The organism is Mesorhizobium sp. M0048 (assembly GCF_040323405.1).
Taxonomy (GTDB): domain Bacteria; phylum Pseudomonadota; class Alphaproteobacteria; order Rhizobiales; family Rhizobiaceae; genus Mesorhizobium.
In genome coordinates, this window is record NZ_JAMYUV010000049.1 from 16212 (window position 1) to 37132 (window position 20921).

22 protein-coding genes are annotated in these 20921 nt (G+C 63.5%); 16 read left to right on the top strand and 6 right to left on the bottom strand.

The features are described 5' to 3' along the window. The first annotated feature begins 3 nt into the window (after positions 1 to 3). The 4 genes from NKJ84_RS27125 (at position 4) to NKJ84_RS27140 (ending at position 3153) form a co-directional block, all read left to right on the top strand. Positions 4 to 462: a DsrE family protein gene (locus NKJ84_RS27125; RefSeq protein ID WP_352456435.1), complete on the top strand. Its 459-nt coding sequence runs from the start codon at positions 4 to 6 to the stop codon at positions 460 to 462. A gap of 172 nt (positions 463 to 634) precedes the next feature. Further along, positions 635 to 1432 (top strand): SDR family NAD(P)-dependent oxidoreductase, encoded by a 798-nt coding sequence (locus NKJ84_RS27130; protein WP_352508986.1) that lies wholly within the window; start codon positions 635 to 637, stop codon positions 1430 to 1432. Positions 1433 to 1481: 49 nt separating this feature from the next. Next, positions 1482 to 1787, top strand: a complete 306-nt coding sequence (locus NKJ84_RS27135; protein WP_352508987.1) for a putative quinol monooxygenase — start codon at positions 1482 to 1484, stop codon at positions 1785 to 1787. 277 nt (positions 1788 to 2064) lie between these two features. Next, positions 2065 to 3153 carry an AbrB family transcriptional regulator gene (locus NKJ84_RS27140; protein WP_352508988.1) on the top strand — a complete coding sequence of 363 codons (1089 nt, stop codon included), beginning with the start codon at positions 2065 to 2067 and terminating at the stop codon, positions 3151 to 3153. 17 nt (positions 3154 to 3170) lie between these two features. Here NKJ84_RS27140 and NKJ84_RS27145 read toward each other — a convergent pair whose 3' ends face one another. After that, the gene (locus tag NKJ84_RS27145) at positions 3171 to 3485 is read right to left on the bottom strand and encodes a nuclear transport factor 2 family protein (RefSeq protein WP_254819134.1); all 315 of its coding nucleotides are present in this window, start codon (positions 3483 to 3485) and stop codon (positions 3171 to 3173) included. Between the two features lie 617 nt (positions 3486 to 4102). Here NKJ84_RS27145 and leuA point away from each other — a divergent pair. The 4 genes from leuA to NKJ84_RS27165 all read left to right on the top strand — a co-directional run bounded on the left by leuA (position 4103) and on the right by NKJ84_RS27165 (position 9555). Beyond that, positions 4103 to 5839, top strand: coding sequence for a 2-isopropylmalate synthase (gene leuA, locus NKJ84_RS27150; RefSeq protein ID WP_352508989.1), 1737 nt, complete (start codon positions 4103 to 4105; stop codon positions 5837 to 5839). A 143-nt stretch (positions 5840 to 5982) separates the two neighbouring features. Further along, the gene (locus NKJ84_RS27155; RefSeq protein WP_352508990.1) at positions 5983 to 7773 is read left to right on the top strand and encodes a tetratricopeptide repeat protein; all 1791 of its coding nucleotides are present in this window, start codon (positions 5983 to 5985) and stop codon (positions 7771 to 7773) included. Positions 7774 to 8000: 227 nt separating this feature from the next. Continuing rightward, the gene (locus NKJ84_RS27160) at positions 8001 to 8804 is read left to right on the top strand and encodes an alpha/beta fold hydrolase (RefSeq protein ID WP_352508991.1); all 804 of its coding nucleotides are present in this window, start codon (positions 8001 to 8003) and stop codon (positions 8802 to 8804) included. Between the two features lie 133 nt (positions 8805 to 8937). After that, the gene (locus NKJ84_RS27165) at positions 8938 to 9555 is read left to right on the top strand and encodes a hypothetical protein (RefSeq protein WP_254819130.1); all 618 of its coding nucleotides are present in this window, start codon (positions 8938 to 8940) and stop codon (positions 9553 to 9555) included. 72 nt (positions 9556 to 9627) lie between these two features. On the opposite strand, the gene NKJ84_RS27170 is transcribed toward NKJ84_RS27165, so the two are convergent. Continuing rightward, positions 9628 to 10572: a metallophosphoesterase family protein gene (locus tag NKJ84_RS27170; RefSeq protein WP_254819270.1), complete on the bottom strand. Its 945-nt coding sequence runs from the start codon at positions 10570 to 10572 to the stop codon at positions 9628 to 9630. Between the two features lie 53 nt (positions 10573 to 10625). Between NKJ84_RS27170 and NKJ84_RS27175 the strand changes: the two genes are divergently transcribed. Beyond that, positions 10626 to 11126 (top strand): NUDIX domain-containing protein, encoded by a 501-nt coding sequence (locus NKJ84_RS27175; protein WP_352508992.1) that lies wholly within the window; start codon positions 10626 to 10628, stop codon positions 11124 to 11126. 2 nt (positions 11127 to 11128) lie between these two features. On the opposite strand, the gene NKJ84_RS27180 is transcribed toward NKJ84_RS27175, so the two are convergent. Beyond that, positions 11129 to 12118: a glutathione S-transferase family protein gene (locus NKJ84_RS27180; RefSeq protein ID WP_352508993.1), complete on the bottom strand. Its 990-nt coding sequence runs from the start codon at positions 12116 to 12118 to the stop codon at positions 11129 to 11131. Positions 12119 to 12396: 278 nt separating this feature from the next. On the opposite strand from NKJ84_RS27180, the gene NKJ84_RS27185 reads away from it, so the two are divergent. From NKJ84_RS27185 to NKJ84_RS27200, 4 genes are all read left to right on the top strand, one after another. Continuing rightward, on the top strand, positions 12397 to 12933 hold the full coding sequence (locus NKJ84_RS27185; protein WP_254819127.1) for a GNAT family N-acetyltransferase: 537 nt from the start codon (positions 12397 to 12399) through the stop codon (positions 12931 to 12933). A gap of 64 nt (positions 12934 to 12997) precedes the next feature. After that, positions 12998 to 13759, top strand: coding sequence for a 3-hydroxyacyl-CoA dehydrogenase (locus tag NKJ84_RS27190; RefSeq protein ID WP_352508994.1), 762 nt, complete (start codon positions 12998 to 13000; stop codon positions 13757 to 13759). Further along, positions 13731 to 14537 (top strand): HugZ family pyridoxamine 5'-phosphate oxidase, encoded by an 807-nt coding sequence (locus NKJ84_RS27195; protein ID WP_352509001.1) that lies wholly within the window; start codon positions 13731 to 13733, stop codon positions 14535 to 14537. Before NKJ84_RS27190 ends, NKJ84_RS27195 begins: the two co-directional genes overlap by 29 nt. 173 nt (positions 14538 to 14710) lie before the next feature. Next, the gene (locus NKJ84_RS27200) at positions 14711 to 15049 is read left to right on the top strand and encodes an ArsR/SmtB family transcription factor (protein WP_254819124.1); all 339 of its coding nucleotides are present in this window, start codon (positions 14711 to 14713) and stop codon (positions 15047 to 15049) included. Between the two features lie 88 nt (positions 15050 to 15137). On the opposite strand, the gene NKJ84_RS27205 is transcribed toward NKJ84_RS27200, so the two are convergent. Next, positions 15138 to 16142, bottom strand: a complete 1005-nt coding sequence (locus NKJ84_RS27205; RefSeq protein WP_352508995.1) for a L,D-transpeptidase — start codon at positions 16140 to 16142, stop codon at positions 15138 to 15140. Between the two features lie 308 nt (positions 16143 to 16450). On the opposite strand from NKJ84_RS27205, the gene NKJ84_RS27210 reads away from it, so the two are divergent. Next, positions 16451 to 17248, top strand: coding sequence for a TrmH family RNA methyltransferase (locus NKJ84_RS27210; RefSeq protein WP_352508996.1), 798 nt, complete (start codon positions 16451 to 16453; stop codon positions 17246 to 17248). Positions 17249 to 17358: 110 nt separating this feature from the next. Here the strand turns inward: NKJ84_RS27210 and NKJ84_RS27215 are convergent, their stop codons facing one another. Together NKJ84_RS27215 and NKJ84_RS27220 are read right to left on the bottom strand one after the other, a co-directional pair. Then, the gene (locus NKJ84_RS27215; protein ID WP_352508997.1) at positions 17359 to 18522 is read right to left on the bottom strand and encodes a coiled-coil domain-containing protein; all 1164 of its coding nucleotides are present in this window, start codon (positions 18520 to 18522) and stop codon (positions 17359 to 17361) included. 147 nt (positions 18523 to 18669) lie between these two features. After that, positions 18670 to 19251, bottom strand: a complete 582-nt coding sequence (locus tag NKJ84_RS27220; RefSeq protein WP_023679557.1) for a DUF1134 domain-containing protein — start codon at positions 19249 to 19251, stop codon at positions 18670 to 18672. A 339-nt stretch (positions 19252 to 19590) separates the two neighbouring features. On the opposite strand from NKJ84_RS27220, the gene chpT reads away from it, so the two are divergent. Beyond that, positions 19591 to 20220 (top strand): histidine phosphotransferase ChpT, encoded by a 630-nt coding sequence (gene chpT / locus NKJ84_RS27225; protein ID WP_254819119.1) that lies wholly within the window; start codon positions 19591 to 19593, stop codon positions 20218 to 20220. 238 nt (positions 20221 to 20458) lie between these two features. Beyond that, positions 20459 to 20827 (top strand): response regulator, encoded by a 369-nt coding sequence (locus NKJ84_RS27230; protein WP_254819118.1) that lies wholly within the window; start codon positions 20459 to 20461, stop codon positions 20825 to 20827. Positions 20828 to 20921 lie beyond the last annotated feature (94 nt).

Sequence of the window (20921 nt, forward strand, 5' to 3'; positions counted from 1 at the left end):
GCCATGCGACGCCGCGATATTTTCCGCGTCGGTCTTGCCGGGGCCGCCGGGCTTTTCGGGCTGCGCCCCATCAAGGCCGCAGCTAGTGAAGTCAAGCCGGCGGCGGCCGAAGAGGAAAGGCAAAAGGTCGCCTATCACCTCAGCGACCTCGACAAGGTCAATTTCGTGCTCGGCAACATCAAGAACCACTTCGAAGGCACCGACGGCAAAGTCGACATCGCGCTTGTCGTGCACGGCCCAGCACTTGCCGCCTTCAAGTCGAAGGGCATATCGGCCGCCATTTCCGGGCGGTTCGCCGGCCTTGTCCAGGATGGGCTCAGCCCGCACGCTTGCGCCAACACCATGCACGGCATGGATATCGGCCTGGCCGACCTGCTCGACGGCTTCCATGCAGCCGACAGGGGCGGCGTCGTCAAGCTCGCCGAATTGCAACGCCAGGGCTACGCCTATCTCAGGCCATAGGGCAATTCCAGGAAAAGTGTGAAACGGCTTTCCGTCCGGAATTGCGTCAAGACAAAGAGGGAGCGGTTCGCCGTTTCCGTGAAACGGTGAACCGCTCTAAACTTTTACGGACTTGAATGCGAGGACTGCGAGGGCCTACGAAGAGCAGGCAGAGTCCCCCGGAGGAATAGACGTGCCAGCCACCACCACCCTTGTCAGCCCCTCTCTGGTCATCCCCGACCTTGCCGGAAAGGCGGTGCTGGTCACCGGCGCGTCGACCGGCATCGGCGCGGCGCTTGCACTTGCCTACGCCGCGCAGAAATGCCGCGTCGCGCTGCATTACAATTCGAGCCGCGCGGCTGCCGAAAACCTGGCCGCGACCATTCGCAACGGCGGCGGCGACGTGTTCCTCGCCCAGGGCGATTTCTCGATCCCCGCCGATGTCGAGCGCGTCGTCGAGGACAGTGCGCAACATTTCGGCCGGCTCGACGGCCTCGTCAACAATGCCGGCGGCATGCTCGGCCGCGTGCCCTATGCCGAGCAGACCGAAGCGCATTACGACGCGGTGATGGATCTCAACGCGCGTTCCGTGCTGACAGCTTCGCGCAAGGCGATCCCATGGCTGAAGCGGCAGGGCGGCTTCATCATCAACACCTCCTCGATCGCCGCGCGCAACGGCGCCGGTGGCGGCGCCGGCCTTTACGGCTCGGCCAAAGCCTTCGTCTCCAACGTCACGCGCGGCATGGCCAAGGAGCTGATCGGCTTCAACATCCGCGTCAACGCAGTGGCGCCCGGCACCATCGCCACCCCTTTCCAAGAGCGCTACTCGACCGACGACCAGATGAAGGGCATGATCGCCACCATCCCGCAGGGCCGCGCCGGCACGGCCGAGGACTGCGTCGGCGCCTATCTGTTCCTCTCCTCCGATCTGTTGAGCGGCTACATCATCGGCCAGGTGATCGAGGTCAATGGCGGGCAGTTGATGCCGTAGACGACGACCTGCATACTCCTGGTTGCGTCATCTCAACGGAGCAAAGCGAATGTACGGACTGATCGGCAAGATGCGGGCGATGCGCGGCCAGCGTGACGCAATGATGGATATCCTGCTCGCCAGCACCGGCGCCATGCCCGGCTGCCTGAACTACATCATCGCCACCGACCCGGCCGATGCCGACGCGATCTGGGTGACCGAGGTGTGGACCGACGCCGAAAGCCACAAGGCTTCGCTGCAGCTGCCCGAGGTCCAGGCGGCAATCGCCAAGGCACGGCCGATCATCGCCGGGTTCGAGTTCCAGGTGGAGACGCATCCTGTTGGCGGGTTCGGCTTGCCGGTGAAGGCGGAATAGAGGGAGAGGCCGGCGGGCCAGCGCCCCCCTCTGGCCTGCCGGCCATCTCCCCCTCAAGTGGGGAGATTGTCCGTCATCTCGGCTTTCGCCAATCGCCAAACGCCACAGGAATGAGCGGGGCCCTGGAACAGCCGATCTCCCCCCTCGTGGGGGAGATGTCCGGCAGGACAGAGAGGGGCGCGAAGGATCGCCACAGAAGCCGTAGTGCAGTCGTCACCCAAGGCCAACCCCGCAAAAAGGGTTCGCATTTTTTCGCGGCCGGTCTAAGAGCCCATCTATGGATTCTTCCCCCAACCCGCCGGCCATCGAGCACCCGGCGCGGATCCACAAGGCCTGGCAGTGGCCCGTCCTGGTGGTGGTCTCGGTGCTGTTTGCCGGCGCGCTGGAACTCGCCGCCCTGCCGGCCGCGCTCTTGATCGGACCGATGCTGGCGGCCATCGTCGCCGGCACCAACGGCGCCACGGTGCGCGTGCCGCGGGTTCTGTTCGGCTCAGCCCAGGCGGTCGTCGGCTGCCTGGTCGCCAGTTCCATCTCGGCCGATATCTTTCCCGTCTTCTACAAGGAATGGCCGCTGTTCCTTGGGGTCGTGATGGCGACGGTCGCGGCATCCAGCCTGCTCGGCTGGCTGATCAGCCGCTGGCGCATCCTGCCCGGCACCACCGCGGTCTGGGGCTCGTCGCCGGGCGCCGCCACCGCCATGGTGCTGATGGCCGATGCGTTCGGCGCCGACCAGCGCCTCGTCGCCTTCATGCTTTATCTGCGCGCAATCTGCGTCTCGATGACGGCAGCCCTGGTGGCCAAGCTCTGGGTCGACACCTCGGGCATCGAGGTGCCGGCCATCGTCTGGTTCCCACCGGTCGACCCGCAAGGCTTAGCCGCGACTTTCGGCGTGGCGCTGGTTGGCGGCCTCGCCGGCAAGATTTTCCGGCTGCCGTCGCCGTTCTTCCTCGGCACCTTCATTTTCGGCACCGTGATCCATCTTGGGCTCGGCGTGACCATGCAGTTGCCGCCCTGGCTGCTTGCCTTGAGCTATACGACGATCGGCTGGAGCATCGGCCTGAATTTCACCAGGGCCATTTTGCGCCACGCGGCCCGCGCGCTGCCGCAGATCGTCGGCTCGATCATTGCCCTGATCGGCTTTTGCGGCGGCCTCGCCTTCCTGATCAGCCGCCTGCTCGGCATCGATCCGCTGACCGCCTATCTGGCAACCAGCCCGGGCGGCATGGACAGCGTCGCCATCATCGCCGCCGCCGCGCAGCATGTCGACATATCCTTCGTCATGGCGCTGCAATCGGCACGCTTCCTGATCGTGCTTCTGGTCGGCCCAAGCGTGGCGCGGCTGGTGGCGAGAAGCCTGCGGGAGTAAAGACCAGCTGGGCTGCGTCAGCTGATCACCAGGCTCGATATACGCTCGCCGTCCAGCGTGAAGACCATATCGCCCTCGCCGTTGAAACCGTTGCCTTCGACGGCGATGCGAACGCGGCAGGTGCCGTCCGCTGCTGCGATGCCGAGGATGCTGAACCTGGACTGCACGCCGATATTGTCCGACTGGTTCCAGCGCGCAATCTGCTCGCGGCCCCGGAACGACCGGCCCCAGTCGCTCAGAAAGGCATCCGGCGTGAAACTGTCCAGGAAGGCTTCGGTGTCGCCGGCATTGGTGGCTTCGACAAAGCGGCGGATGGGATCGGGCGTGTCCATGTCTTTCCTCCTGGACCGGATTCCGGTGCTCTGGAAGGAGCGGCCGGATGGGACGATAGGGTAGTCCTCGAAGCATGACGCCGAAAATAAAAACCCGCCTCGGGAGGCGGGTCGTTGGAGCCAATTAGCACCATACCCAGATTAGTAGCATAGCTGCCGGCACAAAGCAAGAACAAAATGTGGCTACCCCGGACAATCGCGACAGGTTTGCGCCGCCCTGCGTGAAGGGCAGCGCCGGCATCGGTCATCCTTTTGATTGATTTCCCTGGCATCGAACAGCCCCAAGCTGACGGGCGTGCTCCCACTTGCCTCGCTTTGCCCGCTCCTGTATGAAAACCGCCATGAGCCCGCGCGCCACCTCTTTTGCGTCCCGTCCGACTGGCATTGCCGGCCAGACCGTTCGCGCGCTTGCCTCCACCCTGCTGCTTCTCGGCCTTATCGGCGATCGCCGGGTTCGCTGAAGGAGCGCCCGGCGGTCGAATTCGCCGCTCACGCGCACGCTCCTTGGCCAGTCTGCAAATTGGCACGTCACATCAAGCGAACGAAATTCTGGTAAAGGCGCCGCTCGCCACCAATCCGCCTGAAGCTGGATCCGCGAGCCGCCGGGAGAAAAGACGATGAACGCACGAGAAGATATCCGTCTGAACGTAGAGGAAACCGCCAAGCCCGCGAGGGGCATGCCGGACGCTGCCCGCAAATACCAACCCTATCCGACCGTCGGCCTTGCCGATCGCACCTGGCCTTCGAAAGTGATCGACAAGGCGCCGATCTGGTGCTCGGTCGACCTGCGCGACGGCAACCAGGCGCTGATCGATCCGATGGGCCAGGAACGCAAGGCGCGCATGTTCGCCCTGCTGCTCGACATGGGCTTCAAGGAGATCGAGATCGGCTTCCCGTCGGCCTCGCAGACCGATTTCGATTTCGCCCGCTGGTGCATCGAACAAGGCAACGTGCCCGCCGACGTCTCGCTGCAGGTGCTGGTACAGTGCCGGCCGGAACTGATCACCCGCACTTTCGAGGCGCTCAAGGGCGCCACCAACCCGATCGTCCATTTCTATAACTCGACCAGCGAGCTGCAGCGCCGCGTCGTCTTCGAGAAGGACGTCGCCGGCATCAAGCGGATCGCCACCGATGCGGCCAAGATGATCACCGACATGGCGGCGAAGGCCGGCGGCGGCTACCGTTTCGAATACTCGCCGGAGAGCTTTACCGGCACCGAGCTCGAAGTGGCGCTGGAGATCTGCAACGCAGTCACCGAGATCGTCAGGCCGACGGCGGAAAACAGGCTGATCATCAACCTGCCCTCCACGGTCGAGATGTCGACGCCCAACATCTATGCCGACCGCATCGAATGGATGTGCCGCAATCTCGACAATCGCGAGAACCTGTTGATCTCGCTGCACCCGCACAATGACCGCGGCACCGGCATCGCCACCACCGAACTCGGCCTGATGGCGGGCGCCGACCGCGTCGAAGGCACGCTGTTCGGCAATGGCGAGCGCACCGGCAATGTCGACATCGTCACGCTGGCGCTCAACATGTACACGCAAGGCGTCGATCCCAAGCTCGACTGCTCCGACATCAACCGCATGAAGGACGTCTACGAATACTCCAACCAGCTGAAGATCCCAGAGCGCCATCCCTATGTCGGCGAGCTCGTCTACACCGCCTTTTCCGGCTCGCACCAGGACGCCATCAACAAGGGGATGAAGGCGCTGCGCAAGGCCAACACGCCGCATTGGGAGGTGCCCTACCTGCCGATCGACCCGGCCGATGTCGGCCGCAGCTATGAAGCTATCATCCGCATCAACTCGCAGTCCGGCAAGGGCGGTATCGCCTATGTGCTGCATGCGGATTACGGCCTCAACCTGCCGCGCAACCTGCAGATCGAGTTCAGCCAGGCCATCCAGGCGATCACCGACGCCGAAGGCAAGGAAGTGCCGGCCAGGCGCATCTACGAGCGCTTTCTCGATACCTATGTCGACCAGCCCGGCGCGCGGCTGAAGTTCCTCGACCACCACACCTACCCCGACACCGAGGTCAAGGGCCGGCGCGTGGTCGAAGCGGTGATCCTCGACAAAGGCAAGGAGGTGACCATATCAGGCACCGGCACCGGCCCGATCGACGGCTTCGTCGATGCGCTGTCGCGCCATGTCGGGGTGCCGATGTCGGTGCTGGATTATTCCGAGCATTCCATGCAGCGCGGCTCGAATGCCTCGGCCATTTCCTATGTCGAGATGGAACATCCGGGCGGCAAGCTGTTCGGAGCCGGCATCAACACCAACATCGTCGCCGCCTCGCTCGAAGCCGTGGTTTCGGCCGCCAACCGCATCGTCGGCCGAAAGCTCGGCTAGCCGAGACTGCCAGACTCGCGCCATCGGCCCACCGGACTTTTATCCGGTGGGTACGCTATCGCACCATAAGCACACGCTTGTAAGCCGCCGCCAGCGCTATATGATTGTACCTCAACCTGTGCCGAATTCGAAGGGATCGACACTTGCAGCATACCACGCCTGCCGCCCCCGCAGTGCGCGAAACGCTGGAGCGATTGCTTGCCAGCGAAACGTTCGGACGATCCGAGCGCGCGCGCAAGCTGCTCCGCTATCTCGTCGAGCGCGAGCAGGCAGGCGAAGCCGACCGGCTCAAGGGCTTCTCCATAGCGATGGACGTCTTCGGCAAGGACGGCGATTTCGATCCGTCGACCGATGCGGTGGTGCGGGTGCAGGCCGGCAGGCTGCGCGAGCTTCTGCAGCAGTATTTCGCCAATGAGGGCGTTGCCGAACCGGTCCGCATCGCCATTCCGCGCGGCGGCTATGTTCCATCCTACGAACTCAATGCCATTCGCTTGCCGGCGGAGGTGGAGGCAAAGAGCAAGCCGCAGCCAGCGACAGAGGAGGCGGCGACGACCGCCCCGCCCGGATCGCTGGAGGACGCCCGCAACCGGACACATCCGGCTGCATTGCTGAGCGTTCCAGCCGTCGCCCCTGCTGCACCTTCGCTGCAGCGCCATTTGCAATTCTTCTGGCTGGCGATCGCGCTAGTCATCCTCATGCTGGGTGTGCTGATCCTTCGCCAGGGCAGCGTGGTGTTGCTGACCGGCGGCGACACGGCGGTCGAGACCGCGGTGGCGACCGCCAGCATTGCAGCGCCTCCGGTTGAAAACCTTCCCCAGGTCTACATCGCCATCAAGGCCGACAGCGACGTGGCTCGCCGTGTCGCCGCATCGCTGCGCGCCGGCCTTAGCGGCTTCGACACCATCAATTTCATCGGCCGTGATGCCGACAGCCCGCCCGATCCAGTTACCGACGCCGCCAGCTTCGTATTCGATGTCCTGCCCGGGCCGCGCAGCGGCGACATCATGCTCGAGCTGCAAAGCGTGGCAACAGGCCGCGTGCTGCTGTCACGCAACCTGACCGCCGGCGACAGCGCGAACACCGCCATCGAGGACCAGATCTCCGGCATTTTGAGCTCGGCTCTTCCCGCCTCGGGCACGATCTACAACTACATCGAGCAGAGCGGCATCCAGACCGGGCTGACGGCGTGCCTGGTGCTCAACGGCAAATATTATCTCGACCAGAACGCCCAGACGCACGAAGCCGCCTACCGCTGCCTCGAAGATCTTGCCAACGGGAAGGCGAAGTCGTCGCTCGTCTATTCGGAACTCGCGTCCTTGCATCTTGAAGCGGTCACCGACCACTATCCCTACCCCGCCGACGCGACGATCGACAAAGCGATGACGTTTGCCCATCGCGCCATCCAGATGGGCCCGACCAGCCCCTACGCGCACCGCGCCCTTGGTTATCTCAACTCGCGCATGGGCGATTCCGCGGAATCGATCCGCTGGATGCGCAAGGCCTATGAGCTCAATCCCTACGATCTCGCAATGGCCGCCGCCTATGGCTACGGGCTGGTTTTCGCCGGCAGGTACAGCGAGGGCACCCCGATCATCGCTCACGCGGTGGACATCGCCAGCGCCCATCCGACATGGTGGGATTACGGGCTGTTCGCCGGAGAGTTCATGATGGGCGACATGAACAAGGCGACGCTTGCCGGCGACGGCTTGCGAACGACGGAAATGAAATCGCATTATCTGGCCGCGCGGCTGATCGGTGCCAAGGCTGCCGGCCGCGAGAAGCTGGCGAGCAGGCTGCTGCAGGAACTGACCACCAAATTCCCGAAATTCGCAGCCGATCCGCGCGCAACCTTCGTCGAACGAAGATATCCCGCCGATCTGACCAACCGGCTGGTGGAAGCCCTGCGCGCCGCCGGGCTTGGCGGCGCCAGCTGACGTCTCCGGGCGCGTGCACGACGTCAGGTGATCGCGAAGATTTTACTGGCCATCCGGACGGCCAAAGCGCAATTCAGACACAATTTGAACCGGCCAATCCGATCCCACATAGGTCTTATCGCGCATAAGACTGATCTCCGCATAAGTCTGACCTCCCACAAAGACTGATCCGCATAAGACCGCCCCCGGCATCCTGACTGATCCCGGCACCAAGCCATAAAGTTTGCATGACCCCATCCCTGTACGCCGCCGAACGGGGCACCGGCCCGACAATCATCGCCTTGCTGCATGGTTTCGGTGGCTGCCACGACGATTGGCGCGAGGTGGCCGCGTCCCTGGCACTCGGCGCGCGGACGTTGGCCTATGATCTGCCGGGGCATGGGCTGTCACTCGATTTTCCGGGCGGCGGTCCGGCCAGGATTGCAGCCAGTGCCGTCCTTGCGGATTTTTCCGCTCGCGGGATTAAGCGGGCCCATCTCGTCGGCCATTCGATGGGCGGCGCCGTGGCCGCCCTGATGGCATTGAACGAGCCGGAAAAAATAGCCTCGCTGACGCTGCTGGCGCCGGGCGGTTTTGGTCCTGAGATCAATGGTCCGCTGCTTCGTCGTTACGCCGCCGCTGCCGGCACGGATGAAATCCGCGCCTGTCTTGCCGCCATGTCGGGACCACAAAGCCGGCCTTCGCAGCATAGGGTCGATCTCGTCAACGAGATGCGGCAGCGTCCCGGTCAGCTACGGACACTTGTCGAGCTCGCGGCCGCCATGACCAGGGATGATCGGCAAGGCGTCATCCCAAGCGAGCGGCTTGAAACGCTGAATATGCCAGTCATGGTGGTTTGGGGAACCGACGACGCGATGCTGCCCGTCAGCCAGGCGGACGGCCTGCCGAAGCATTTTCATCTGCACCACGTGCTGGAAGCCGGCCATATGCTGGTCGAGGAAGCGCCCGGCCTGGTCGTCGAGGCTGTCCGTTGCAACATGCGGCGCCGAAGCAGGCGACTTCGTCCAGAATTGGCTGCGGCGGCGAGCTGATCCGTCCTCGCGCGGGACGGCCGCGGCGCAGGTGCTCCTTCCACCGAACCCTTGCCGGCCCGTCGATCTGGTAAGTGCATTTTGCCGGCGGCTGTGTTAATTCGGTGTTAACCAAACCCGCGAGGCAACGCCGATGAAGGACGCAGGCGAGAACATCACCCAGATCGATCAGTCGCGAAAACTGTCCGATGCCATTCGCGACGTCAAGAACGCCTTCGCCGACCGCGACGATGTCGTCGTCGACATGCGCGAAGCGCATCGCATGCGGCTTGATCTGCTTGCCGCCGAACTCGCGCCGGTCTTCGGCGACGTGCCCACCGACATGGACAGTTTCGACTTCGCCGTCTCGTCCGGCCTGCAGCCACGGCTGTGGATCGACGCCGTCAGCCATGTCGCCATGGGACGCGACCGCCGCACCTACCGCTTTCTCAAGGACACGCGCATCGGCCGCGTCGTCCTCGCCGAATCGACCGACATGAAGGTCGTTGCCGACCAGGTGACGCGCTATGTCGCCGAGCGCGTTGTCGAGCGCCAGAGAATGATGGAAGGCGGCATCGAGCAAGCCGTCGCCGGCCTTAAACGCGCCCTGGTGGCGGAGGCCGAGCCGCCGCTGCAGATCGCCGCGCGCAGCAACGGCTGGTCGGCGTTCTTTTCCGGCCTCGGCCTGATCGCCGCCGGCGCCCTGGTCGGCCTGGCGATTTCGCTCGTGCTGTTCTGGGATCGCATCGTCGCGATGAAAATAAGCTTCTGAAGCGGTTCAGCGTTTCACCGAAGTGCTGAACGGCTCTATCTCTTTGTTTTGACGCAATTCCGAAAAACCGCTTCACACTTTTCCTGGAATTGCTCTAGCCATCGACGCCTCGGCCTCGACGCCAAGCTCCAGCGTCTGCAGGTCGCTGGGCGGCAATGCCGGCCCGGTCAGGCCGCGGCGGGTCAGCCTGATCCGCCAATTGTCCTTTTCACCGTCAATGTCGAGCAGATTGTATTGCGCCGGCGCATGCGAACTGCCGGGGGCCTGCCCGGCGGCGGCGACGCCGACCACCGGGATTTTTGTCTTGCGGGCGCCGATGAAGAACAGCGACGGCACATGCGAATGGCCATGCAGCACAAGTTCGGCGCCGTGCCGGTGAAGCACCCTGTGGAAGCGCGAGATGCCGAACAGCCGCTTGTTCTGCGAAACGGCGCCGCGCATCGGCGGGTGGTGGATCATGATCACCCGGAACAGGCCGCGCTTGCCTGTGGCGTCGAGCATGCCGCGCAGCCGTTCCGCCTGGCCTTCCAGAAAGAAGCCGTTGGCCATGAACGGAGCCGTGGCGCGCGCCGTGGAGACGCCGATCAGCGCAACATCGCCGCGTACGCGCAGATACGGAAAGGTGTTGCGGTCGACCGGCGTATTGACGCCGTCGCCGGTCATCCACGCCGCCCACGACCGGCAGGTCTTGTCGAAGGCGCCCGGCACATAGGCGTCATGGTTTCCCGGCACGACGGACACGTCGTTGGGCGAGCCCAGCGTCTCCAGCCAGTGCTTGGCCATCTCGAGTTCGCCGTCGAGCGCCAGATTGACCAGGTCGCCCGTGATGGCGAGATGGTCCGGCCCGCTGGCCTTCATGTCGGCGACGATCGTGTCGATGACGGCGTCGTGCATGTGGCGGCGGCGGTTGCGCTGCCAATTGACGTAGCCGACCACGCGCTTGGAGGCGAGATCGCGATAGGTTACATCGGGGAGCGGCCCCAGATGGACATCGGAAATATGCGCGAGCCTGAACATCTTTTCTTCATAGGCGAGGCGCGCGCCGCTTTCCACTCACGGTTTCGCGGACGATGACGACGCCGGATCCGGAGCAAGCGCTGCGCCAGACCGGATGGCCGGGCCTCAGGGCAAGGCTGTTTCACCTGTATTTCGTACTGCGGCGGCCGATGACGCTCGGCGTGCGCGGCTTGATTCACGACCGCCCCTCCAATTCCGTCTTCCTCATCCGCCATACCTATGTTCCTGGCTGGCACCTGCCCGGCGGTGGCGTCGAGTTGGGCGAGACGATGATCGAAGCGCTGACACGCGAAGTCTTCGAGGAAGGCAACATCGCGCTGACCGGACCGCCGGTGCTGAAGTCGCTGCATTTCAACCGCCGCGCCAGCCGCCGCGATCATGTCGGCCTTTATCTGGTCGAGGAGTTCGACCAGCCAGCACCCAAGCTGCCTGACCGCGAGATCGCCGAAGCCGGCTTCTTCCCGCTCGACCGCTTGCCTCAGGGAACGACGCCGGCAACTTTGCGACGGATTGCCGAGGTTTTTGATGGCGCAGCGGTATCGCCTTACTGGTAAAATCAGGCAGCCTTCCTGAACCTGTCGCGGTCATGCGGCGCGCCATAGTCGAGCTCTGGCCCGACCGGCACGATGCGCGTCGGGTTGATCGTCTCGTGGCTGCCGTAATAATGCGCTTTGATGTGGTGCAAATTCACCGTGCCGGCAACGCCCGGCACCTGGTAGAGGTCGCGCAGATAATTCGACAGGTTCGGATAGTCGGCGATGCGGCGCAGATTGCATTTGAAATGGCCAACATAGACCGGGTCGAAGCGGACCAGTGTCGTGAACAGCCGCCAGTCCGCCTCTGTGATGCGGCCGCCAACGAGATAGCGCTGCTTTGACAGGCGGTCCTCCAGCGTCTCGAGCGCCGAGAACAATTCGCCGAACGCCTCCTCGTAGGCTGTCTGCGTGGTGGCGAAGCCGGCACGGTAGACGCCATTGTTGACCGCGGGATAGACCAGCGCATTGACCGCATCGATCTCGCCGCGCAACGGTTCCGGATAGAAATCGAGCTTGGCATCGCCCCATTCGTCGAACGCCGAATTGAGCATGCGGATAATCTCGGAGGATTCGTTCGAAACGATGGTCTGCTCGCGTTTGTCCCACAGCACGGGAACGGTGACGCGGCCCGAATAGCCGGGATCGGCCCTGGTGTAGATCTGGTGCAGGAAATCGAGGCCGTAGAGCGTGTCGCCGGTGGCGCCGTCCTCGGCCAGGAACGTCCAGCCGTCGGCGCCCATGAAATGATGGACGACCGAGATGGAAATCACGTCCTCGAGTTTCTTGAGCACGCGAAAGATCAGCGTCCGATGCGCCCACGGGCAGGCGAGCGAGACATAGAGGTGATAGCGGCCGGGCTCGGCCTTGAAGCCGCGTTTTCGTCCTTCGGCCGGCGCGCCGTCGCGGGTCACCCAGTCGCGCCACTGTGACTGCGCGCGCACGAATTTCCCGCCGCTCTCCCCGGTATCGTACCAGCGGTCCTGCCATTGGCCTTCGACTAGCAATCCCATGAAATATCCTTTCGCGTTCCTACCCGATGTAGGGCAGCAAGCGGCCCCGCGGAAATCCTCGACGCTGAACAGATCGTCAACGGCTGCGTCGAGTGCGTGTCGGCTGCGCCGGCCGATTGCGGCGGCTGAAAATTGGTGGTAGCGGACATCCACATGTTTGACTTTGCCGTGATCCGGTTCGACCGACGACGAAAGAGCGCCCGCGCTTGATGAAGCGCTGACTGGCGAACGCTGCCGCTTGCAGCAAACCTTTCCTCGTATACCGGAACGCAAAGACCATGAGCCTTGCCGACGTGAAATACCTGCCGGAAACTCCGGCGCATGATCCTGAAATCGAAGCCATCAACAACGAGGCTTTCGGGCCGGGCCGTTTCGTGCTTGCCGCCTACAAGATCCGCCAAGCTGGCTCGCACGAACGCGCTTTGTCATTCGTGGCCGTCGACGGCGCAATCGTCGTCGCCTCGGTACGGATGACGCGTATCGCCGCCGGTGCCGGCCGCGCGCTGATGCTCGGGCCGCTCGCCGTGCGGCCGGCCTTCAAAAATCTCGGCATTGGCCGCAAGCTGGTGGCAATCGCGCTGGAAGCCGCCGCCAAGGCCGGCGCGCCGGCCGTGATGCTGGTCGGCGACGAACCCTATTACGGCCCGCTCGGCTTCAAGAGGCTGCCGCGCGGGCAGATCTCGATGCCGCGTCCGGTCGATCCCGATCGGCTTTTGGCGCACGAGATCATGCCGGGCGCGGTGGCAAGGCTGGTGGGCGAGGTTTGCCACGCCGACCAGGCAAGGATTGCCGAGCACATCGCCGCGATGGCGTGACCGTGCCGGCGCTGTTGCACGGTGGCTTCGCAGCATTAGTCTGGGCAGGGAGGCGAACGTCAAGATGAACCCGAACGGCCAGATTGCGATCGTCACCGGCGGCGGCTCTGGCCTTGGCGAGGCGACGGCGCGCGCTCTTGCCGTCCGTGGCGCCAGGGTTGCCGTCCTCGATCTCGGCATTGACCGGGCGGCCAAGGTGGCGGCCGACATCGGCGGCATCGCCGTCCAATGTGATGTGAGCAACGCGGAGAGCGGTGCCGCTGCTGTCGCGGGAGTGGGTGAGACGCTCGGCGAGCCGCGCATTCTGGTCAATTGCGCCGGCATCGCCATCGGCTTGAAGACGATCGGCAAGGATGGAGCGCACCCACTCGATCAATACCGCAAGGTGATCGAGGTCAATCTGATCGGCACCTTCAACATGATCCGCCTGGTCGCCGACCGGACCGCGAGGCTCGAACCGCTACAGGGCGGCGAGCGCGGCGTGATCGTCAACACCGCATCGGTCGCGGCCTATGACGGCCAGATCGGCCAGGCGGCCTATTCCGCGTCCAAGGCTGGCGTCGTCGGCATGACGCTGCCGGTGGCGCGCGATCTCGCCCGCTTTGGCATTCGCGTCTGCACCATCGCGCCCGGCATCTTCAGGACGCCGATGATGGCCGGCATGCCGCAGGAGGTGCAGGATTCGCTCGGCGCCGCAGTACCCTTCCCTTCCCGTTTGGGCGAGCCTTCGGAATACGCGGCACTTGTCTTGCACATCGTCGAGAACCAGATGCTCAATGGCGAGACCATTCGCCTCGATGGCGCCATCCGCATGGCGCCGAAATAAAAGCGACGGTGGTGCTTTGGACGAACCCAGGAAAGACGTGATCCGCGCGACCGACGCCGAGGCGATCAGGCTGGCAAAGACGCTGATCCGCAGCGCCCGTTTCGGCGCGCTGGCGGTGCTCGAACCAGGGACCGGTTCGCCGCTGGCCAGCCGGGTCGGCGTCGCCACCGACATCGACGGTACGCCATTGATCCTGGTCTCGATGCTGTCCGCCCACACCGGCGCTATCCTTGCCGACCCGCGCTGCTCGTTGCTCGTCGGCGAACCCGGCAAGGGCGATCCGCTGGCGCATCCGCGACTGACGCTCGTCTGCCGCGCCGTCCGGCTCGAACGCGGATCGAACGAACACGCCCGCGCCGAGCGGCGCTACCTCAACCACAATCCCAAGGCGAAGCTCTATGCCGGACTCGGCGACTTCTCGATCTTTCGGGTCGAACCGGAGCGCGCCAGCCTGAACGGCGGCTTCGGCAAGGCCTATCTGCTCGACCGCACCGATCTGGTCGCGACGGGAGCGATCGTCGAAGAGCTTGCCGTCGGCGAGCAATCGGCACTCGACCATATGAACGCCGACCATCTCGATGCGATTGCCCTCTACGCAAGTTATTTCGGCGGGGCCGGGGGCGACGGCTGGATCGTCACCGGGTTCGACGCCGACGGGATGGATCTCGTATCCGGCGACAATGTCTGTCGGGTTTTCTTCCCCGAGCCGCTGGCAGCGGCACGCGACCTCAGGCCTGTCCTGGTCGATATGGCAAAGGCCGCCCGATCGGCAAATTAATCACAGCCGGGCAGTTAATCGGCTTGCATGGAAAGCAAGCCTTGAGATTTGAGCGAAATGTTCTACCTTTGCGAGTGACGCTGAATCGCTGGCGTGCATCTATAGGGAAAGTCTATGGAATCCGACGCTATTGCCCCCATAGCGGCGGATGAGCAAGAAGGCATGGGGGATCTATGGTCTCGAACAAACTAGTCGCCAACGCCGGAACCGCGGCTGCGTTTCTGACGCTGATGGGCAACGAAAAACGTTTGTTGATCATGAGCTATCTGGCCGAGGGCGAGATGTCGGTCGGCGCCATAGCCGAGAAGGTGTCGCTCAGCCAATCCGCCCTGTCACAGCATCTGGCCAAGCTCAGGGCTTCCGACCTTGTCGAGACCCGCCGCGATCGGCAAATGATCTATTATTCCTGCAAATCCGGGGCGGTGCGCGAATTGCTGCATATGCTGGACGGCATTTTTGGCGAAGGTGAACTGTCGCAGATGGCTCACCGGCTGCGTCGCGCCGGGACTTGAGCGGCCGAGGCGGAGAACACCCCGCCAAATCCGCTTGCCGCCAAATCCGCCTTGCTGCCAAATCCGCCTTGTTGCCAAGTCAGCCTTGCTACTGAACACGCTCGTCGGCGGCCTGCGCAATCTCCTCCTTGAACTCGACCTTCGTGCCCGGCTGCACCATCGAGGCAAGGTCTTCGGCATCCCAATTGGTCAACCGGATGCAGCCATGCGAAAAGGTCGTGCCGATCTTGCCGGGTTCGGGCGTGCCGTGGATGCCGTAGCTTTCGATGGAAAGGTCGATCCAGACCGATCCCACGGGATTGTTCGGCCCGGCAGCGACGGTGAAGGGCCGCTTGGTCTTGACCCCCTTGAAAGCGAAGTCCGGATCGTAGTGATAGGTAGGGTTGTGCACCACGCGCCTGACCTCTGCCATGCCGCTTGGCGCCGGCTTCTCCTCGCTCCCAATCGAGGCGGGGTAGACCGCCAGCCATTTGCCGGCACGGTCGAGCACCCGCACCAGGCGAGCGCCCTTGTCGACCTCGATGGTGGCGACGCCGGCGGGAGGGTCGCCCCTGTCGACATCCGGCACCACCAAGGTCCTGCCGGGCTTCCTGAGGCTGGTGCCCGGATTGAGCATTCTCAGCAATTGTTCGCTGATATGGAAGCGCTCGGCCAACCTCTCCACCGCATTGCGGTAGCCGAGCCGCCGCAAGCGGGCCATCCTCTCCAAGCGGGCGGGAATACGCCGGGTGAACGGTCCACGCACATCCTTGCGCATCACCTCATAGGTCGCCAGCACCGGCTTGGCGGAGGTTGCGATGAGTTTGCTCCAGGTCTGTGGACTGAGCTTGCCATCGGGCGGAAGTCCGTTTGCCGCCTGAAACGCGGCGACGGCCTTGGCGAAGTTCTGGGAAAGGCGACCGTCGATCAGGCCCGGCGAGAAGCGGGCGCGATCCAGAAGGATCTGCGCCTTCAGCAGCATCGGATCGACACCCTTCGGTTCGCCGACAGTGAATTGGGCCTGATTGACGGTGGCCGGATCGAGCTTGGCGGCGCGGGCCACGCCGCATGCAAGGGCAAGCGTGGCGGCAAAGACGACGAGGAGCCTGATCATCGATGTCCTTCCAGGACCGCAGCAGGAGCCCGCTTCTATGACGCGGCATGGCCCTGTGCGGTTCCCTCGCCCCATCGAAATTCTGCAGAAGCGGCTTTGCCGAAGAGCCGTGCCGCGGGAATCAATATTCCCCGTCGCCAAAGCCCGGGCAGATTCCATCCTGGCCCGGCGCCCGGTGACTGGATAACCGTTAGAACGGCGTGCATCCATTTGGACGCTGAGATACGGTCTGAGCTTCGGATCCGGCATCATGCCTTCCGAAACCGAATCCCGATTCGTGGCCGACGCCATGGTCCGCCGAGGAAGCCATGGATCCGATCCGCATAGACGACCCGCACGATCCCCGCGTCGCAGCCTACCTCGACATCCGGGAGCGAGATCTTGCCGGCCGGCAAGGCCGTTTCGTCGCCGAAGGCAAGGTGGTGCTCGACACGCTGCTCGCCGCCCGGCGCTTCGAGGCAGAATCGGTGCTGGTACTCGAAAACCGGCTGGCTGGCCTCGATGACGTCTTGCGCAAGGCGCCTGCCGGGCTTCCGATCTATGTCGCATCCGGCGAAATCATCGACAGGATTGCCGGATTCCACATGCATCGCGGCATATTGGCGATCGGCTGCAAGGGCGCGGCCATCTCCGCCGAGGCCTTGCTTGGCGCACTGCCCGCCCGCGCGCTGATCGTGGTGCTGGTCGGCATCGCCAATCATGACAATATGGGCTCGATCTTCCGCAATGCCGCGGCCTTTGGCGCGGATGCCGTGCTTCTCGACCCGACCTGCTGCGATCCGCTGTACCGCAAGGCAATCCGCGTTTCGGTGGGTGCGGCCTTGAAGGTCCCCTTCGCCTGCTTTGCCGATACCGCCGGCTGCACCGCAATGCTCGACCAGCAAGGTTTCAGCCAATTCGCCTTGTCGCCGCGCGGGCAGATCGACATTCGCGATGCCGAGAGAAACGAGCGGCTGGCGCTCTATCTCGGCACCGAGGGCGAAGGCCTGCCGGAAAGCCTGCTTGCCCGCCTGCAGACGCTGCGGATCGGTATGGCGCAAGGCTTCGACAGCCTGAACGTCGCCGCCGCGTCAGCCATCGCGCTGCATCATTTTTCCGGAGCCTGATGCAGGCTGCGCAAAAGTGTGCGGCGGTTTTGCGATAACTTAAAGCACGTCTGATGAGGCCGGTCGAACGCGACGCGCTTCAGAGCCGCCGCGCTCGCGCTTGCGGTATCTCAGTCGGTCGAAGCGGCCTTCTGCAGCGCCCGCACCCGATCGGCAAGGCTGCGTCCGCCGCTCCCCGGCCGCGTATCCTCAGCCGCTGCGAGCGCCCGGGCGATCGGCGAATCCGGCCCGTCGAGCTTTGCCGTCAAGGCCACGACTTGCGCCGCCAGATCGTTCATCTCTTCGCGCAATACCGCGCTGGCGCTGCCGGCATCATCTCCGGCCCGTGATTTCGACGTTTCGACGGCAGCAAGATCTGTCTTCAGCCGCCTGTTCTCGCGTGCCAGCGATGTCAGCCTGGCCTCCAGCCGCTCGCGGTCGGCGTCGAGCTTGGCGGTTGTCTTTTCGATGTCGCCGTTGGCGGCCACATTGACCTGACTGCCTGGCACGCCGGCAAGACCCCCCGCAGGCGCCCTTTCAGCGCTTTTCGGCTTTTCGCGAAGGCGCACCAGTTCCTTCTCGCGGCGCTCCAGCCTGTCCTCGCGATCGGCCAGCGTGGCGAGCAGCCGCTCGATTTTCTTTTCCAGGTCGCCGGTTCTTTTCTTCTCGGCCTTCAGCGCGTCCCGCAAAGCCTTGCTTTCGGCTGCCAATTCCTGGCTGCGCCTGTCCGCCTCCTTGCGCTGGCCGCGCAGCAGCGAAATGTCGCTCGCCAGCTTCTGCAGCTCGGATTCGCGCGCCACCAGCTCGATCTGCCGGCTGCTGGATGAGAAACTGGCGTCGTCATACATGTGCTCCAGTTTCCGCAGTTCGAGCCCACGCTTTTCGAGGGCGCGTTCGGTCTCCGCAAGCCGCTCCGACAGCTGCTGCAGCTGCTCATCGCGCTTGCGAAGCTCCTCGCCCCTGGTTGTAAGATCGGCGACGACCCGGTTCTTGTCCTGCCGCTCGGCCGCCAATTCCTTGAGGGCTTCGCGGTCGCGGCCGATCTCGACCAGCTGTTCGGCGGCCTTCTCGCGCAATGACTTGACGGTCATTTCAAGCCGGCGCACCGAAACCGCGAACTCGGCGCGAATGCGATCCTTGTCCGCCTGGATCTCGGCCAGCGTCAACGGCATCGAACCCTCGACGCGCTTGCTCGTCAGCGCCACCGCCCGCCGCCACACGGCCGGAGCAATCATCAGCGCCAGAAAGCCCGCGCAGAAAAAGCCAAGAACAAAGAACAGGATCGACTGGACCAAGATGACTATCCGTTGTGCATGGCAACCGCCAAAGGTCGACTTTGCCATCTTCGCATGACGGAAATCCGGCGCCACGGCAAGAGTATGCCGCGGCAAAGCTCGGGCCGCGGGATCACAGGCCCAATCGCCGTCGCTCCGTCATGCCGGTCAGAACGGATTCCAGGTCGCGCGCTGGGTGAGCTTGAGGTAGCCGAGATTGACGCCGAGACGGGCGCCGACGCCGGTACGGATCGGCACGAGCAGCACATTGTTGTTCTTCAGCACGTTGAAACCGACGCCGGCGACGACATAGGCGGAGCCGGCGACGCCGCCAAAACGGTTATAGAGGCTGCTCACATCGTCCAGATTGTAGACCAGCATCATGACGCGCGAGCCCTCGCCGCCGAAATCCCAGCCGAGCGACGGGCCTTGCCAGAACACTTTGTGATCGCCGGCATTCTTGGTGTAGAGCGTGCCTTCGCCATAGGTCAGGCCACCGATCAGCGCCCCGGACCCCTCCTCGCCGAGCAGATAGCCGTTCGGCAAGCCATAGGTGGCGAAAATCTTCTCGACGACGGTGGCGAGCCCGCCCGATGTCGCACCGAAGAATTTATGACCGGAATCGACGATCTCCTGGGCCGTGTATTCCTGCGCCCGCGCCGCCGATGCCGAAAAGGCGACAAGGCCGATGAGCGCGATCGTCATTGAGATGACACGGAAAAAAGTCCGGTCGTAGAATCGGGAAACCATGCTTCCAATCTCCGTCAGGGAGCACTTTCGCCGACGCCTCGCATCCGTACGGCTCTTTGGCGGCCGTTAAGGATGACTGTTAGGGGCAAACTATGCCGTAATCCTTTTTCAACCATTAAACTCTCACATGAAGATGGCGGTTCGAAGGCTGTTTTGCATCGCCCGCGCAGCACCCTGCTGCGTGAACACACCATTTTCGACAATCAAAATTTTGGATTTGTTGCTGCACGCATAAGCGCTGTGTATTCAGAATGCTTGGGAGAGAGCGTGATTCGTGTTGACAGGCGTGATCATGACCGCCCGGTCATTGTGTTGTGAAATTTGCAGGGATTTTTGCCGATGGCCGAGCTTTTCACCCTTTCCGCACCCGACCTGGCGGCGCTTTTGTGCAGCCGGGTCTGCCACGACATCATTTCGCCGGTCGGCGCCATAAACAACGGGCTTGAGCTGCTCGACGAGGGCGGCGCCGACGAAGACGCCATGAAACTGATCCGCCAAAGCGCCAAAAACGCTTCCGCCCGCCTGCAATTCGCCCGCATCGCCTTCGGCGCCGCCGGTTCCGCCGGCATGCTGATCGACACCGGGGATGCCGAGGCCGTGGCCATCGCCTTCCTGAAGAACGAGAAGCCGGAACTGGTCTGGAACGGGACCCGTGCGCTGTTGCCCAAGAACAAGGTCAAGCTGCTGCTCAATCTCATCCTCGTCGCCAACGCCGCCATTCCGCGCGGCGGCAGGCTGGCGGTCACGCTGGAGAACCTGGAGACCGAGCCGCGCTTTGCGCTCGCGGCGAGCGGCCCGATGCTGCGCGTGCCGCCCAAATTCCTGGAATTGCATTCCGGCAACAGGCCGGACGAGCCGATCGACGCGCATTCGGTGCAGCCCTATTACACGCTGCTCCTGGCCCGCGAAGCCAACATGACGATTTCGATCCACGCGACCGCCGACGAGATCGTCCTTTCCGCAGCCTGAAGTTCTCCGAAAGAGCGGGGAAAGTATTTTCTCCAAGTCATATTTACGGCGTGGTCTTAATATCTGTGAGACGCGCTTGCGGATTGATTGCGTGAAGCATTGCGAAAGAAGATTTCACTAAAAACACCTTCAGGAAAATTTTACCTAACGGCTTTTCGGCTTCTTTACCAGATCGGCCTATGTTCCCCGGCAGATGCCACGACGCTGCCGGTTCGCCAAACGGCAAGAGGGTCCGGGAATGAAACGCTGCATGTTCGTCGATAATTCGAGCGTCATCAGGAAGGTCGCAAGGCGTATCCTGGGCGGTTCCGGCATGATGGTGATCGAAGCCGCCAGCGGCCACGAGGCGATCGAGATGTGCGCGGCCGACATGCCTGATATCATCGTCGTCGACGGCGCCTTGCCGGACATGCAGGCGCAGGACCTCATCCGCCGCGTGCGCGCCATCGAAAGCCCGGTATTGCCGCAGGTTTTGATTTCGCTGGTCGAGGTCGATGTCGGGGCCATCATGCGGGCAAAACGAGCCGGCGCCCAGGGCTACCTGCTGAAGCCGTTCAACCGGCCGCAACTGCTCGAGTGCTTCCGCGCCTTGAAGGTTGCCGCCTGATCAGAGCTGTTCCATTCCGACCAAAATCGGATCGGCTCTATCTTGTTGTTTTGCCAGGTTCTTTTCCGAAAAACCCGGCACCCACCTTGGGATC

Coding starts and splice junctions, on each gene's coding strand:
- NKJ84_RS27145 (WP_254819134.1), bottom strand. CDS start 3,485: ATGGACACGCCCGATCCCATCCGCCGCTTTGTCGAAGCCACCAATGCC.
- NKJ84_RS27170 (WP_254819270.1), bottom strand. CDS start 10,572: ATGTTCAGGCTCGCGCATATTTCCGATGTCCATCTGGGGCCGCTCCCC.
- NKJ84_RS27165 (WP_254819130.1), top strand. CDS start 8,938: ATGAAGGACGCAGGCGAGAACATCACCCAGATCGATCAGTCGCGAAAA.
- NKJ84_RS27175 (WP_352508992.1), top strand. CDS start 10,626: ATGACGACGCCGGATCCGGAGCAAGCGCTGCGCCAGACCGGATGGCCG.
- NKJ84_RS27185 (WP_254819127.1), top strand. CDS start 12,397: ATGAGCCTTGCCGACGTGAAATACCTGCCGGAAACTCCGGCGCATGAT.
- NKJ84_RS27200 (WP_254819124.1), top strand. CDS start 14,711: ATGGTCTCGAACAAACTAGTCGCCAACGCCGGAACCGCGGCTGCGTTT.
- NKJ84_RS27230 (WP_254819118.1), top strand. CDS start 20,459: ATGAAACGCTGCATGTTCGTCGATAATTCGAGCGTCATCAGGAAGGTC.
- NKJ84_RS27220 (WP_023679557.1), bottom strand. CDS start 19,251: ATGGTTTCCCGATTCTACGACCGGACTTTTTTCCGTGTCATCTCAATG.
- NKJ84_RS27195 (WP_352509001.1), top strand. CDS start 13,731: ATGGCGCCATCCGCATGGCGCCGAAATAAAAGCGACGGTGGTGCTTTG.
- NKJ84_RS27140 (WP_352508988.1), top strand. CDS start 2,065: ATGGATTCTTCCCCCAACCCGCCGGCCATCGAGCACCCGGCGCGGATC.
- NKJ84_RS27190 (WP_352508994.1), top strand. CDS start 12,998: ATGAACCCGAACGGCCAGATTGCGATCGTCACCGGCGGCGGCTCTGGC.
- leuA (WP_352508989.1), top strand. CDS start 4,103: ATGAACGCACGAGAAGATATCCGTCTGAACGTAGAGGAAACCGCCAAG.
- NKJ84_RS27125 (WP_352456435.1), top strand. CDS start 4: ATGCGACGCCGCGATATTTTCCGCGTCGGTCTTGCCGGGGCCGCCGGG.
- NKJ84_RS27210 (WP_352508996.1), top strand. CDS start 16,451: ATGGATCCGATCCGCATAGACGACCCGCACGATCCCCGCGTCGCAGCC.
- NKJ84_RS27205 (WP_352508995.1), bottom strand. CDS start 16,142: ATGATCAGGCTCCTCGTCGTCTTTGCCGCCACGCTTGCCCTTGCATGC.
- NKJ84_RS27135 (WP_352508987.1), top strand. CDS start 1,482: ATGTACGGACTGATCGGCAAGATGCGGGCGATGCGCGGCCAGCGTGAC.
- NKJ84_RS27160 (WP_352508991.1), top strand. CDS start 8,001: ATGACCCCATCCCTGTACGCCGCCGAACGGGGCACCGGCCCGACAATC.
- NKJ84_RS27180 (WP_352508993.1), bottom strand. CDS start 12,118: ATGGGATTGCTAGTCGAAGGCCAATGGCAGGACCGCTGGTACGATACC.
- chpT (WP_254819119.1), top strand. CDS start 19,591: ATGGCCGAGCTTTTCACCCTTTCCGCACCCGACCTGGCGGCGCTTTTG.